Genomic DNA, 13998 nt, shown 5'->3' on the forward strand with positions numbered 1-13998 from the left:
TCTGACTTCTAAATTCTAACTTTTTCATCCCTTAGAAAGGCAAATCGTCTGCTTCTTCTTCGTTTAGGTTTGTTGCTGGTGCAAATGCTTCAGCAGCCGGCATCGGAGGCATTTGAGCAGCAGTGGCTTCTGTGGCTACTCTTTCTACTCTCCATCCTTGAATTGCATTAAAATATTTAGTCACTCCTTGTGGGTCAACCCATTCGCGTCCTCTTAAATTGATCGAAACTTTAACCGCTTCACCTACTTTAAAACTGTTCAATAAATCGCATTTATCTTGTACAAATTCTACTAAAATATGTTGTGGATATTGCTCCTCGGTGGTTACGACCAATTCTCTTTTTAAGAAACTTCCGCTTCCCACATTTTTTGCATCCCCAAGCATTTTAATTTTTCCTGTAACTTCCATCTTCGTTGTTTTTAATGTTATTTATATTATTTTTTTGCCAAAAGTACTTTCCAAGCCGATAAGACATCATTCTCATTCAGGTATTTTTTTGCCTCCAAGTGTACTTTTTGCTGGTCATCAGCACTTAAAACTCCTTTTACAGCAAAATTCTGTTTTACAAATATACTAACTTCTTCCATTGTGGGCAAGGCTTCTATATTCCCTAACATCCCTAAATCATTTCCGTTAAAAACCGAACTTTCTTTAACAAAATTTGGAATGGCATCCACTCCAATTCCTAAAGTAGACAAGGGTTTTGGCACTTCAAAAAGCCCTTGGTTTGATCTGGAATACCAATTGCTGCCTAACCTGGAAACCAAGTCAATTTTATATTGATCAATCGCACCATTTTCGTCTAAAACAGACTCGTCAATATGAATGCGAACAACTTCACACAGTACTAAATTCCCCGCACCTCCTTCTGTTCCCAGCGGAATAATCTGAGTGACTTTGCATTCAAATTGAACCGGTGATTCTTTTACTCTAAATGGTTTTACCACCTCTGAAGCTACTGGTGTTAAGCCTGATTTTACAAACTCATCTACTCCATGAGCATACTCTGTACTGGCCAGCGAAATCTGTTGTACCATGTCATAATTCACCACATTAATGACTACTTCCCGAGTTGCTTCAGCATTGATCAACGTGTGTTTTATCGAATTATCACGAACGCGCCTTGCTGGTGAAAAAATAAGGATTGGAGGATTGGCGCTGAACACATTAAAAAAACTAAAAGGCGATACATTAGCATTACCTTCCGCATCCATAGTACTGGCAAAAGCAATAGGTCTAGGTCCAACTGAACTTTGCAAATAGCCTTGTAATTTTGCCGTTTCGATACTTTTAGGATCAATCGTAATCATATTTTTTACTTTATAGCTGTACTCTACAAAAGTAAACAAATCGGATCAGTTTATGAAAGAGTATATCCAATTAGAATAAAATTACATCTGAATTTACTCTGAAAAAAATTCTTTCTTTAAAACTAAAATACCACAGCGTTTATTTCGTTATATTTATAATTCAAATTTTCATTTATGCAGTTTTCTGAAAGAAGAAATACAACCCGTTGGATTATAATTTCTGCCTCTTTTTTAATCATTTCACTGATTCTTTGGAACACATACACTTTTTTTCAAATCTTCAAAAACGAAGAACGATTAAAAATGAATCTTTGGGCACAAGCCCAAAAAACACTCATTAATGCCGATGAAAATACAGATGTTGATCTTCCGTTGCAAATTTTCAGTGACAACACTTCAATTCCTATTATACTGACAGAGAATGACAGCATCATAAACACCGTAAATATTGACGACGCTATTGTAAAAAATAATTCAAAGGCAGTCGCATTCTTGCAGAACTTAAAAAACGAAAACGTGCCCATAGTCATTGAGTATGTCCCTGGGAAATTTCAAAAATTATATTACGGCAACTCGGCTTTACTGAATAAATTGAAATATTATCCCGTTGCTTTAGTGCTGATCATAGTGCTTTTTGGCGGTTTAGTTTATAATTTTTATAGAAGCACCAAAATGGCAACACAAAACAAACTTTGGGCAGGAATGGCGAAGGAAACGGCTCATCAAATAGGCACACCACTTTCTTCATTAATTGGTTGGGTTGAACTCCTGAAATCTGAAAACATGGATGAAAGTACTACTTTCGAAATTGAAAAAGATATTGAGCGTTTGAAAACCATAACCGATCGTTTCTCGAAAATAGGATCGGAACCCAAATTAGAAAACAAAGATATTGTAGCCGAAACACAACAATCTTACGACTATTTGCAATCCCGATTCTCCAAACAAATTGAGTTTTCGTTCCAAGCGCCAAAAACTCCTATTATGGTATCTCTTAATCCTACGCTGCACAGTTGGGCCATCGAGAATTTAGTAAAAAACGCCATCGATGCAATGAAAGGAAAAGGAAAATTAGCTTTAGAAATTGAACAAGAAGGGGATTATGTAAAAATAAATGTTTCTGATACTGGCGGCGGAATTCACAAACAACAATTTAAAACCATTTTCGAACCTGGATTTACCACTAAAAAACGCGGATGGGGATTGGGACTTTCACTAACCAAAAGAATCGTGGAAGAATACCACAAAGGAACCATCAAAGTACTGAACTCCGAAATTGGAAAAGGAACCACTATGCAGGTGAGTTTTAAAAAAAACAACCTAGCGTAACGGAACTCCAAACTATGTAACTTTAGAAAACATTGTTTTTCTGACTATTTTGGACTTACTCAAATAATTTTTAACAAACAATGCGTGCTCTTCGGCTTGCGCCAAAGAGGCTCCAATTGATTTTTTAATCGATGTGACATTAGAAACGTTTTGATTACCAACGGAACCCACGATATACATATCGTTTTGACACTTTACCAGTTTCATTCTCGGAATTTCAATCATACGGCTAATTTCAGTATCTGAAAAAGAAGGCTTAAACTTATTGTTTCGATAGTGTATAAAATCATTCAACAATACAACCGCTTTTTGTCAATTTCAGCTGCAGTCCAAGCATGAGCCAAGTCACTTACTTTTCCGTTTTGTTTGGTATATCTTTCAATGATATAGGATTGGATTCCTATCTTTTGCACAAGCGCATTAAAAACCGTTGCATAATGAATGCAAACCCCTTTTTTAGTTTTTAATGTCTTCGTGATTTTCTCAGCTCCCGTTTCATGGGAATTTACGGCATACCTATTCGCAACATCATAGCTGATGTTAGATGCGGTCCAATAGAAATCAGCTCTTATTTTATCGGTTTCTGTTTTAAAATTAGCATTGATATAATTGGCAATAGCTTCAGTAGATATAGTTGAATTAGCTGGAATAGCTGCCGTTTTAGCATCAACCAATAGATATCCGGGATTGACCTGTCCAACACTCATAAAGGAGAAAAAGAAGGTAAGCAACAAAAATATATTTTTCATAGCCTCGAATGTAAGTAATAACCATGGTATAATGTCGTATTTTAAAATCAGGATAAAATTATTTAACAATCTGATTTAAAGCTATTTTACTTAAAGTTAATTCTTTTGACTTTACGACTTTTAAACTTTCGACTTACTTAAGTTCTCTAAAATAGAAAAGGGAATCGGTTTTCACCTATTCCCTTTTAAACTAAAATCATACCAATTTGTTTTATTTGTGCAAATTTACAAATTGGTTTTAATACTTTCTGCCAACGCTTCAAATTCATTTTTGGACAGCGATACTTTATTTTGAAAACGCATTTCATCCATTTCATTCAATGGAATCAAGTGAACGTGCGCATGAGGAACTTCAAGTCCTACAACTGCCATTCCGATTCGTTTACACGGAACCGTTTTTTCAAGCGCAACTGCGATTTTTTTAGAAAACTGCATCAGTCCAATATATAAATCATCTTCCATCTCAAAAATCTTATCAATTTCTTGTTTCGGAATACAAAGTGTGTGTCCTTTTGCATTTGGATTTACATCCAAAAAAGCCAAGAAATTTACATCTTCAGCAATCTTGTAGCACGGAATTTCTCCGTTTATAATTTTGGTAAATATACTTGACATTGTGAAATTGGTTAATTGTTGAATCGATTAATCGGTTAACCGAATAAACCTTTAATTAGTCGCGAGATATTTCTAAAATTTCGAATTTCAACACACCGTTTGGAACCGTGATCTCAGCAAATTCTCCAACTGATTTTCCTAACAAACCTTTTCCAATAGGTGAGGTTACCGAGATTTTACCTGTTTTTAAATCGGCTTCACTTTCGGCAACTAATGTATAAGTCATTTCCATTCCGTTCGTTTGGTTTTTGATTTTTACATTGGATAATACCAATACTTTAGAAACATCCAGATGGGTTTCATCAATCAATCTGGCGTTAGAATGTATTTCTTCCATTTTGGCAATACGCATTTCCAGCATCCCTTGTGCTTCTTTTGCGGCATCGTATTCTGCATTCTCAGAAAGATCACCTTTATCTCGTGCTTCAGCTATATCAGCCGATGCTTTTGGGCGCATTACGCTTTTTAAATAATCTAATTCTTCTCTTAATTTTTTTAAGCCTTCTGCTGTGTAATACGATACTGTACTCATAAATTCTTCATTTATATAAATAGAAAAAATCCCATCAGGACGGGATTTCTTTCCACAAAGATATTATTATTATTTTTTCGTCGATAAATATATGTTAATCATATATAATTCAAAGTTAAATAAATTAAATTTGTTTCACTAATACTTCGACACTATTTTAAAATGAAAAAAATTCTGCTGCTCTTCGTTGTTATTCCTTTATTTTTTTCGTGTAGTGATTCTGGTTTTGACAACACCAATCCATTTGTGCCTAATTATACTTTCGCCGTAGACCTGAACCTGAATTTGCCGGAATACTCTAATCTTAAATTCGTTAGTAATGCGGTTTATGTATCCGGAATAGGCGCTCGAGGTGTTATTGTTTTCAATACAGGCAGTGGTTACAATGCTTTTGATGCCGCTTGTCCCAATCAAGCGATGAGTTCTTGTTCTACCATGACCATAAATGGGATAAATGCCGTTTGCGGATGCGACGGTAAAGAATACAGTTTATTTACCGGACAAGGAACTTTACAATATCCTATGAAGCAGTATCGCGTTCAAGTCAATGGAAATGTGCTTCGGGTTTATAATTAATTACAAATGCGAATCAAGGGTTAAAATATTAAGTTTATAAAGGCAGCTGCTATCTTGCCAAACAGCTGCCCTAATAATTTTTTTGTGGATCTAACTTTGCATGCTCTTTGAATATTGGTTTTTTCAATCAACCAATTAAAAAGGGATTCAATAGGTTGTCTAATCCTTGATACTGCTGTTGAATACAAGTCGTTTGAAACTTTATCTCTATTTCTAATTTCTTGAGATTCTCCTTTTACTGCTTTAACGGGTGTGAACATTACAGCGTTTTTTTCTTTTTCAAAATCAGATAAAAATTCTTTGTTTTGATAAATTTTATCTCCAAAAGAACATCTATCTTCTTAACCCTTGATTCGCATTTCTAATAAAACAATATCAAAGTCGGTTCGAATAGTCACTTTTCCTTTTGAAACTTTGGCTTCTTTTCCGGAATAGGCATCTCTTACTCTAGATCCATCTTCAAAAATAGGGGCTACAATAATTTCTTTTTTGCCAGTAGAGAGATCTAGACCAACCACTATTTTGTCTGTGAAAGTTCCTTTAGTGTATGTTCTTGAAAATGTGTAGGGCGTGTCCGAAATCATGGTGTGAATTCCAGCTCCCACAGCAGGATGGTTCTTTCTGAACTTTCCTAATTTTCTCCAGTGTGTCAGTATTTTTTTAGTTTCAGGATTGGATTTTATGTCTTTCCAGTTCATAAAGGAGCGTAAGGTAGCATCGCCGTTTGTACCTTCAATTACTAAGGGACGTGCACTCTCATCACCATAATATACTTGAGAAAGTCCCGGACTCAACAATAATTTTGTACCGGCTTCGATGCTTTTGGTGCGTTTTGCATCAAATGGAGCGCCGTCATCATGTGAGGATAAATAGTTTAAAACACTGTATCCTTTTAAATCGGTGTTGAGCTTGTCCGAGTATTTTGAGAATATGAATTCATAGTCTTTTTGGGCGTCCCATTTGAACTCAAAATTGATCATATTGTTGAAACCATTTTTAAAATAGTTTATTTTTTTATCTCCAAAATCAAAATCTTGTCCACCGCTGATACCATAATTATAGACTTCGGCAATGGTGTAAAAGGAGTTGTTATCCAGTACTTTTGTAGGGTTTTTTTTCTTCCAAGTCTCAAATGAATAGTCACATTGCGTTTTGAAATCTGCCCAGACGGTTTCGTCTGTATGTTTTACGGTATCTCCTCTGTAGCCGTCTATCCCATAATCAGCAACGTAGTCTGTCAGCCATTTTATGATGTAATATTTTGGAGTTTTAGGATAGCCTGTCCGAGAAAAAAAAGCATCTAACTCATTCATTTCCTGTTCGTATCGACCTTCTTTTTTCCATTTTTCGACAAGAAAAGGAGGTAAGTCTACATTCTGGGTGCTTTCAGTTCTGATGTCTGGAAGATTGGCCACCAAAGTGCAGGTTGTTGTATTTTGATAATTTTTATAATCACAAACCGGATTGGTACGAACCCAGTAATTTGGCCAAACAGTATCTATTTCAGTCACAGGACCGGTGTGATTAATGACGCCGTCAAGAATGATTCTGATTCCTCGTGCATGCGCTTTTTTTACTAATTCAGCTAATTCTTTTTTAGTTCCAAAATTGGGATCTAATGCCGTCCAATCTTTGGCCCAATAGCCATGATAGCCATAACTCAATCCAGTGCCCTCATCTACAGCGTCATGAATTTGTTCCACTACAGGAGTAAACCAAATGGCATTTATCCCTAGTTTGTCAAAATAACCTTCTTCAATTTTTTTAGTAATTCCTTTGATATCTCCTCCTTCAAAACCACGAAGTTTTCCTGTAGTTTTAGTTCTGTTTAAAGTAATGTCATTGGAACGATCACCATTATTAAAGCGATCTGTCATAAGGAAATAGACATTAGCACCTTCCCAGACAAAAGGAGTTTTTTTTGTCTTTTTTATTGGAGTGTTGTTTTCTGTAACAGGTTTGGTACCGGAACAACTCACGCAAAAAGCGAGCACGGATAGAATTAATAGTAAAGATTTTTTTTTCATTTTTTTTTAAATTGAATAATTATTTTTTTGCTGGAGCTTCTTTTTCAAGGAGCAGCAGTCAGTATCTGGTATTTTTTTCAGTAGTTCTCCGGATTCTTGTATTTTAGAGTGTGAATTACTTCAGTTCTAAAATCAAAACAGATTTAGGTTCGATTATAATTTCGTTCGTCACGTCAAAGGTGAGTTCAGAAATGACATCTTTTCCAGTTTTAAAGTCTTTGATATTTTCTTTGAAACGATGTGTGTTTACCGTCTTGGTTTCGTTGCTGTTGTTCATTAAAACCATTACCGTTTCATTTGCATTGTATCTAAAATAAGCATAGATATTATTTTCCGGAATATAATGGGTTGTTTTTCCAAAATGAACCACTGCTTTTGTTTTTCTCCATTGGAACAATTTGGCGGTAAAATCAAAATAGTGGTTTTGCTCCGGAGTTCGTCCTTCCTTCGTAAAAGCATTGTTTTTATCGCCTTCCCAACCGCCTGGAAAATCAAGACGAATTGCCGCATCACCTTTGTTTTTATCACCGGCCATGCCTATTTCGCTTCCGTAATACAATTGTGGAATCCCGCGAACGGTAGCCATCAAAGTCATTGCCATTTTGTATTTTCTGATATCGTTCCCGTAGGTTTGATTGATGCGATTGGTATCATGATTTTCTGCAAATAGTAACATATTATTGACATTAGGATACAGAAAATCATTGGTAAAATTGTCATAGAGTTTTACCATTCCTTTGTCCCAAGAGCCGTCATCTTCATTGAAAACTTTAGTGACGGCTTCATATAATGTAAAATCCATTACACTTGGCAGATATGAATTGTAATTTTGTATTGCTGCAATTTTACTGTCTTTTTGCCAATACGCCATTTGCGCTTGACTTTGCATCCAGACTTCGCCTACAATATTAAAATTGGGGTATTCATCGGTTATGGATTTGGTCCATTTTGCAATTCCTTTTGGATCAGAATAATTGTAGGTGTCGACTCTGAAGCCATCTAAATCAGCATATTCTATCCACCAAATGGCATTTTGAATCAAGTATTTTAAAGTCAACGGATTCTTCAAATTTAAATCGGGCATCGATGGGACAAACCAACCGTCCAGCGTGATTTTTTTATCAATTTCAGAGGCATTGGTGTCGTGAATAACTGTTCTTTTATGATTTGTTTGGGTGTAGGTGTCAAATTGATTGATCCATTCTTTTGTGGGTAAATCCTTGATCATCCAATGTTCAATTCCCCAGTGATTCGTCACGTAATCCATCACCAGTTTCAGGTCTTTTTTGTGCATTTCAGCAGCCAATCGAACATAATCTTCATTGGTTCCGTAACGGGGATCTATTTTATACACATCAGATTGTCCGTAGGTGTGATACGAAAAAGCAGCGTCATTATCCTCGCACAGTGGTGTACTCCAAATTGTTGTTGCACCTAGTTCTGCTATGTAGTCCAGATTTTTTATAATTCCTTGAATATCGCCACCGTGTCTTCCTCCGGGTAATTCTCTATTGTATTTTTCTTGGGTTGAATTTTCACTATCGTTGTTTCTGTTTCCGTTGGCAAAGCGATCTGGCATCAACAAATACATCATATCCGAAGCGTCAAAGCTTTTGCGTTGTGCTGAGTTTTCTCTTCTTTTCTTAAGGCTGTATTTTTGTGTAAAGGTTTCTTTACTTTTGTTTTTAAAGGTAAAAATCAGATCTGATGCCACCACTTTTTTAGTGTCAATGGTAACAAATAGGTAGTTGGGATTTTCCGTTCTTTTTACGTCGGTTATTTTTATGCTATTAGAAACCGTTACTTGGTTTTGAGCAATGCCTTTGCCATAAAAAAGAATTTGCAGCTCTGGATTCTGCATTCCTGCATACCAAAAAGGCGGTTCCACTTTGTCGATTTGCGCATGTACAGTTATTGACATAAAAAAAAGGAATAAAGTTATTTTTTTTAGAAAGCTTCTGTTTAAGAACGGAAATTGATCTGTTTTCTTCATTGTATGTATTTTTTAGTGCTATTTAATGTTGTGTTGGCTTCAAATAAAACGGATTCATGTTTGAAAAGAACTATTTCAGCATTTTAGAGGCCATTCTTTTTTTATTTAAGAGTAGTTTTCAATCGAACAATCCCAATAGATATTGGGATTGTCAGTAAGCCTAGCAAGGCTTGGGTTCAAATGATAGAATTAACTACAAGTTCTAGCAAATGTTAGTTTACGGAGACTAAATTTTCAGTAGTGACCACAAGAGTCTTGCCATTTACCACAATTTCCAATTCTTTATCTCCAAGAATTGTAAATGAAGTCTCTTTATGATCGATCGCTACTTTCAGAATTTGATTTCTAAAGTTGATTTTAAACGAATAGCCTTTCCATTGTTTTGGAATTTTTGGAGAAAAATGAAGCGTATCATCTTTAACTCTCATTCCGCCAAAACCTTCTACGATACTCATCCAGGTTCCGGCCATTGATGTTATATGACACCCTTCTTCGACCTCTTTATTGTAATCATCAAGATCCAGACGTGACGTTCTCAAATAGAACGAGTACGCCATGTCTATTTTGTCTAATAAAGCGGCTTGAATCGAGTGTACGCAAGGCGAAAGGGAGCTCTCATGAACCGTAAAGGATTCATAAAATTCAAAATTGTTTTTCAGTTCTTCTTTCGAAAAATGATCTTCAAAGAAATAAAAACACTGTAAAACATCGGCTTGTTTGATGTATGGCGAACGCAAAATTCTATCCCAAGACCATTTCTGATTGATGGGTCTTTGGCTTTTATCCAAATCAACTACACGAACCAATTCTTTGTCCAAGAAACCGTCTTGTTGCAAGTACACATTATGTTCTTCCGAAAAAGGGAAGTACATATTGTCCGAAATTTTTTTCCAAGACTGTAATTCGGAATCGGAGATTTTTACCTTTTCGGTAATTCTTTTGTGATCCGAAGGATATTCCAGCGACACTTTCTGAATTTGTTCGTAGGTATATTCCAGACACCATTTTGCAATATAATTGGTGTAAAAATTATTGTTTACATTGTTCTCATATTCGTTTGGACCCGTAACGCCAAGAATTACATATTGGTTTAAATTAGTCGAAAAATTCGCTCTTTGATGCCAGAAACGAGCAATTCCTATTAATACTTCCAGTCCTTTTTCAGGAATATAACTGTAATCGCCAGTGTATCTGTAAAAGTTATAAATGGCAAAAGCGATAGCTCCGTTTCTATGAATTTCTTCAAAAGTAATTTCCCATTCGTTATGACATTCCTCGCCGTTCATCGTCACCATTGGATACAAAGCTGCTCCGTTAGTAAATCCTAATTTAGTAGCGTTTTCAATGGCTTTATCCAATTGATTGTAACGGTACGTCAATAAATTCCGAGCCACTTCCTGATCTTTGGTCGCCATGTAAAACGGAATGCAGTACGCTTCCGTATCCCAATAGGTAGAACCTCCGTATTTCTCTCCGGTGAAACCTTTTGGACCAATATTCAATCGGGAATCTTTGCCTAAATAGGTTTGGTTTAATTGGAAAATATTGAAACGAATTCCTTGTTGTGCCTTAACATCGCCATCAATTGTAATGTCTGACATTTCCCAAATTTTTGCCCAAGCATCAATCTGGTCCTGCAACATTTGGTCATAGCCTACTGCTAAAGCGGATTGAATCACTTTTTCGGCAGCAGTAATGGTATTTTCATGGTTTAAAGAAACCGTATACCCGCCAATTTTTTGGATCGATGATTTTTGACCCTGTCCCACAATTACATCATAACTAAACTGAATTTTATCAGCAGTTGCATCAATATTAGAAGGAGAAATTCCCGTTTTTTCACCACTTGTAAAAATGCTATTTTGCATGAAAGTGGTTACTTTGAAATGTGTTTTGAAGGTTTGTGCCGTTACAAAAGCTTCATTTCCTGATTTTTTTACATCAAGCGGTTCCCAGAATTTTTCTTCCCAGTTTGCATCTTCATTGGTTACACCAGTATCAATATAAGGTTTGTAAACGATTTTTGAATCTTTGTTCAAAGGGGTAATTTCATAATTGATAACCCCAACTTCATCCAACACGATTGAAAGAAAACGACGAATACTAACTGCGATTTCGGTTCCGTTTTTTAAAGTGGCTTCAAAAGAGCGGTGGTACCAACCTTCTTTCATGTTCAGCTCCCGACGAAAGTTTTTGACTTCAGCACAGGTATTCAAATCTAATTTTTCTCCATTGATTTCAATATCAATTCCAATCCAGTTTGGTGCATTCAAAACTTTAGCAAAGTATTCCGGATACCCGTTTTTCCACCAGCCCACTTTGGTTTTATCCGGATAATAAATTCCCGCAATATAACTTCCCTGAAATGTTTCACCAGTATAATTTTCTTCAAAATTAGCCCGTTGTCCCATAGCACCGTTGCCAATGCTGAACAGACTTTCAGATGATTTTACACACTCGGCATCAAATCCTTCTTCTATGATAGACCAATTGTCTGGTTTTATATAATCTTGATTCATTTTTTATAATTTAAAAATTCAAAAATTAAAAATTCAAAAATTATTGTGATACACAAATAACATTATCCTTTTTACTTTTTTGAATTTGTTTCGTTATTTGTTAATTAATTCTTCTATGAATTGGGTATCGATAGCTGTAAAATCGTTGAAGATATATTTTGCTTCGTGCAAAGTAGTTGCTTCCCCAATTCCTATGCTGGTCATATTACCAATATTCGCCGCTTGAACTCCTGCGACTGAATCTTCAAAAACAATTGAATCTTCTGGTTTTATTTTTAATAATTTAGCGGCCATTAAGAATACTTCCGGATCGGGTTTCGCATTGGTCACATCATTTCCGTCTACAACAGCGTCAAAATAAGAGAGTAGTCCTGTTTTCTCCAGAATTGGTCTGGCGTTTTTACTGGCTGAACCCAATGCGATGGGTTGGTTGTTTTGTTTTAAAAATTTTAAAATTTCAAAAACTCCCGGAAGAATCTCACTTTCATTCATATCCACTAAATAAGATAAGTATTCCTCGTTTTTTTGGACTAACCATTGGTCTTTGTCTTCTTGTGAGGCGGTTACTTTTCCTAGTTCTAATATAATATCCAAAGAGCGCACCCGGCTGACTCCTTTTAGTAATTCGTTGTGTTCCAGTGTAAATTCGATATTTAATTCATTTGCAATTTTTTGCCACGCTAAATAATGGTATTTAGCCGTGTCTACAATCACTCCGTCTAGGTCGAATATAAATGCTTTTGTATTCATTGATTATTGTTTTATTAGGTCATCAACATCTTGTACTTTAACTACTAAAATAGCAGCAATCAAAAAGCTGACACCACTAGTGACTAATGCAAATATGGCATTGTCATGGTATACATATTTAACTAATGGTCCGCCAATTAAGGCATTGATAATTTGGGGAATAACGACAAAGAAGTTGAAAATACCCATGTAAACTCCCATTTTCATTGGGGAGATTGATCCGGCTAATATGGCATACGGCATAGATAGAATACTAGCCCAAGCAATACCCACTGCAACCATAGAAAGAATAAGCCAGTTTTCGTTAGGGACAAAATAGATCGAAATTAATCCAAGGCCACCAATAATAAGGGATAGGGAATGGGTTAATTTTCTTCCGATTTTTTTTGCGATATAAGGCAACGCAAAAGCATAGAAAGCAGAAACCAAATTGTAAATACCAAACAACACGCCAACCCAGTCTCCTGCATTTTGATACGCCTCACTTTTGCTGTCCGAAATAGGTAAACCATAAATATGATGGGCTATGGCCGGAGTGGTAAAAACCCACATTCCAAACAAACCAAACCAAGAGAAAAATTGTACCCAGCTCAATTGCCGCATCGTGGTAGGCATTTTTCTGAAATCATCAAAAATGTCCAGTACGCTGGATTCTTTAGCATTGGCATTAGCCACTTTGGTTTTCTGATGCGCCATTTCGTCTTCAAATTGGGCTAGCTCTTCCGGAGAATATTCTTTGGTAGAAAAAATGGAAACCAGGATAGAACCTATAAGTATAACAGCTCCTATTACAAAAGATAAAATCAAATGCATGGGAACACCGCCATCTTCATCTCTATTGGAAACGCCAAACCAATTCGTCAAAACATAAGGCAGCCAAGAACCAATCACGGCACCGAAACCAATTAAGGCGGTTTGTACGCTAAATCCAAGTGTTCTTTGATCCGTTCTTAAATTGTCGCCTACTAAAGCCCTGAAAGGTTCCATAGCAATATTGAAAGAGGCATCCATAATCATCAACATTCCGGCACCTACCCATAAGGCAGGCAAAAGAGCAATGAAAATTTCGGCTTGCGGCATTAATATTAAGCCAATGGAGGCCAACAAAGCACCCACTAAAAAGAATGGTTTTCGTCTTCCAAATTTCCCCCACGTTTTATCACTGTAATGGCCTATGATGGGCTGTACAATAAGTCCCATCAACGGGGCAATGATCCAAAACCAGGATAGTTCGTGCACATCAGCACCAAAAATCTGAAGAATTCTGCTGGCATTAGCATTTTGCAGTGCAAAACCCATCTGTATTCCCAGAAATCCGAAACTCATGTTCCAAATTTGCCAGAAACTTAATCTACGCTTTTCCATTATCGTAATTTATAAATTAATACGATAAGCGATATGCTTATCAAAACTTGTCTTATTTTCGAAGTAAAAGTGAGGCTTTGATGGGGTAAATATAAAAATATATTTTAAACTTTTGTTTTTCAGATACAAATAAAAAGAAACATTTTTCACTACAAGGTTGTAGTACTGAATATAATACAGCTGTTTTAAAAATTAGTCACAGTTTTCAGTCGCAGTTTTATGAAGGCAACTG

14 protein-coding genes are annotated in these 13998 nt (G+C 36.0%); 2 read left to right on the forward strand and 12 right to left on the reverse strand.

What is annotated here, in order from left to right; all coding sequences use genetic code 11:
* Positions 1-31: 31 nt before the first annotated feature.
* Entirely contained in the window at positions 32-409 is a 378-nt protein-coding gene (locus EKL97_RS02310; RefSeq protein WP_091203008.1) for a DUF3127 domain-containing protein, read from the reverse strand.
* A gap of 26 nt (positions 410-435) precedes the next feature.
* A complete protein-coding gene (locus EKL97_RS02315; RefSeq protein ID WP_126553111.1) occupies positions 436-1311 on the reverse strand; it encodes a flavin reductase family protein in 876 nt (291 codons plus the stop codon).
* 174 nt (positions 1312-1485) lie between these two features.
* Between EKL97_RS02315 and EKL97_RS02320 the strand changes: the two genes are divergently transcribed.
* The gene (locus EKL97_RS02320; protein WP_126561248.1) at positions 1486-2640 is read left to right on the forward strand and encodes a sensor histidine kinase; all 1155 of its coding nucleotides are present in this window, start codon (positions 1486-1488) and stop codon (positions 2638-2640) included.
* A 12-nt stretch (positions 2641-2652) separates the two neighbouring features.
* Here EKL97_RS02320 and EKL97_RS02325 read toward each other — a convergent pair whose 3' ends face one another.
* The 4 genes from EKL97_RS02325 to greA all read right to left on the reverse strand — a co-directional run bounded on the left by EKL97_RS02325 (position 2653) and on the right by greA (position 4536).
* Positions 2653-2865 (reverse strand): hypothetical protein, encoded by a 213-nt coding sequence (locus EKL97_RS02325; protein WP_126458319.1) that lies wholly within the window; start codon positions 2863-2865, stop codon positions 2653-2655.
* A gap of 65 nt (positions 2866-2930) precedes the next feature.
* Complete coding sequence (locus EKL97_RS02330) at positions 2931-3389, reverse strand: transglutaminase-like domain-containing protein (protein ID WP_126553113.1); 459 nt, start codon at positions 3387-3389, stop codon at positions 2931-2933.
* Between the two features lie 225 nt (positions 3390-3614).
* Positions 3615-4004, reverse strand: a complete 390-nt coding sequence (locus EKL97_RS02335; RefSeq protein WP_126553115.1) for an HIT family protein — start codon at positions 4002-4004, stop codon at positions 3615-3617.
* Between the two features lie 55 nt (positions 4005-4059).
* A complete protein-coding gene (gene greA, locus EKL97_RS02340; RefSeq protein WP_126458328.1) occupies positions 4060-4536 on the reverse strand; it encodes a transcription elongation factor GreA in 477 nt (158 codons plus the stop codon).
* 162 nt (positions 4537-4698) lie between these two features.
* On the opposite strand from greA, the gene EKL97_RS02345 reads away from it, so the two are divergent.
* Complete coding sequence (locus tag EKL97_RS02345; protein WP_126458331.1) at positions 4699-5112, forward strand: Rieske (2Fe-2S) protein; 414 nt, start codon at positions 4699-4701, stop codon at positions 5110-5112.
* 20 nt (positions 5113-5132) lie between these two features.
* On the opposite strand, the gene EKL97_RS02350 is transcribed toward EKL97_RS02345, so the two are convergent.
* From EKL97_RS02350 to EKL97_RS02375, 6 genes are all read right to left on the reverse strand, one after another.
* Positions 5133-5372 (reverse strand): transposase, encoded by a 240-nt coding sequence (locus tag EKL97_RS02350; RefSeq protein ID WP_126458335.1) that lies wholly within the window; start codon positions 5370-5372, stop codon positions 5133-5135.
* Positions 5373-5453: 81 nt separating this feature from the next.
* Positions 5454-7139 (reverse strand): alpha-amylase family glycosyl hydrolase, encoded by a 1686-nt coding sequence (locus tag EKL97_RS02355; RefSeq protein ID WP_126458338.1) that lies wholly within the window; start codon positions 7137-7139, stop codon positions 5454-5456.
* A 115-nt stretch (positions 7140-7254) separates the two neighbouring features.
* The gene (locus tag EKL97_RS02360) at positions 7255-9132 is read right to left on the reverse strand and encodes a glycoside hydrolase family 13 protein (RefSeq protein WP_126567982.1); all 1878 of its coding nucleotides are present in this window, start codon (positions 9130-9132) and stop codon (positions 7255-7257) included.
* Positions 9133-9344: 212 nt separating this feature from the next.
* On the reverse strand, positions 9345-11651 hold the full coding sequence (locus tag EKL97_RS02365) for a glycoside hydrolase family 65 protein (protein ID WP_126567984.1): 2307 nt from the start codon (positions 11649-11651) through the stop codon (positions 9345-9347).
* 93 nt (positions 11652-11744) lie between these two features.
* Positions 11745-12401, reverse strand: coding sequence for a beta-phosphoglucomutase (pgmB, locus tag EKL97_RS02370; protein WP_126515126.1), 657 nt, complete (start codon positions 12399-12401; stop codon positions 11745-11747).
* A 3-nt stretch (positions 12402-12404) separates the two neighbouring features.
* A complete protein-coding gene (locus EKL97_RS02375; protein WP_126567985.1) occupies positions 12405-13766 on the reverse strand; it encodes an MFS transporter in 1362 nt (453 codons plus the stop codon).
* Positions 13767-13998: the final 232 nt, after the last annotated feature.

Origin of the sequence: Flavobacterium sp. LS1P28, from assembly GCF_003970335.1 — a bacterium.
Lineage (GTDB): Bacteria > Bacteroidota > Bacteroidia > Flavobacteriales > Flavobacteriaceae > Flavobacterium.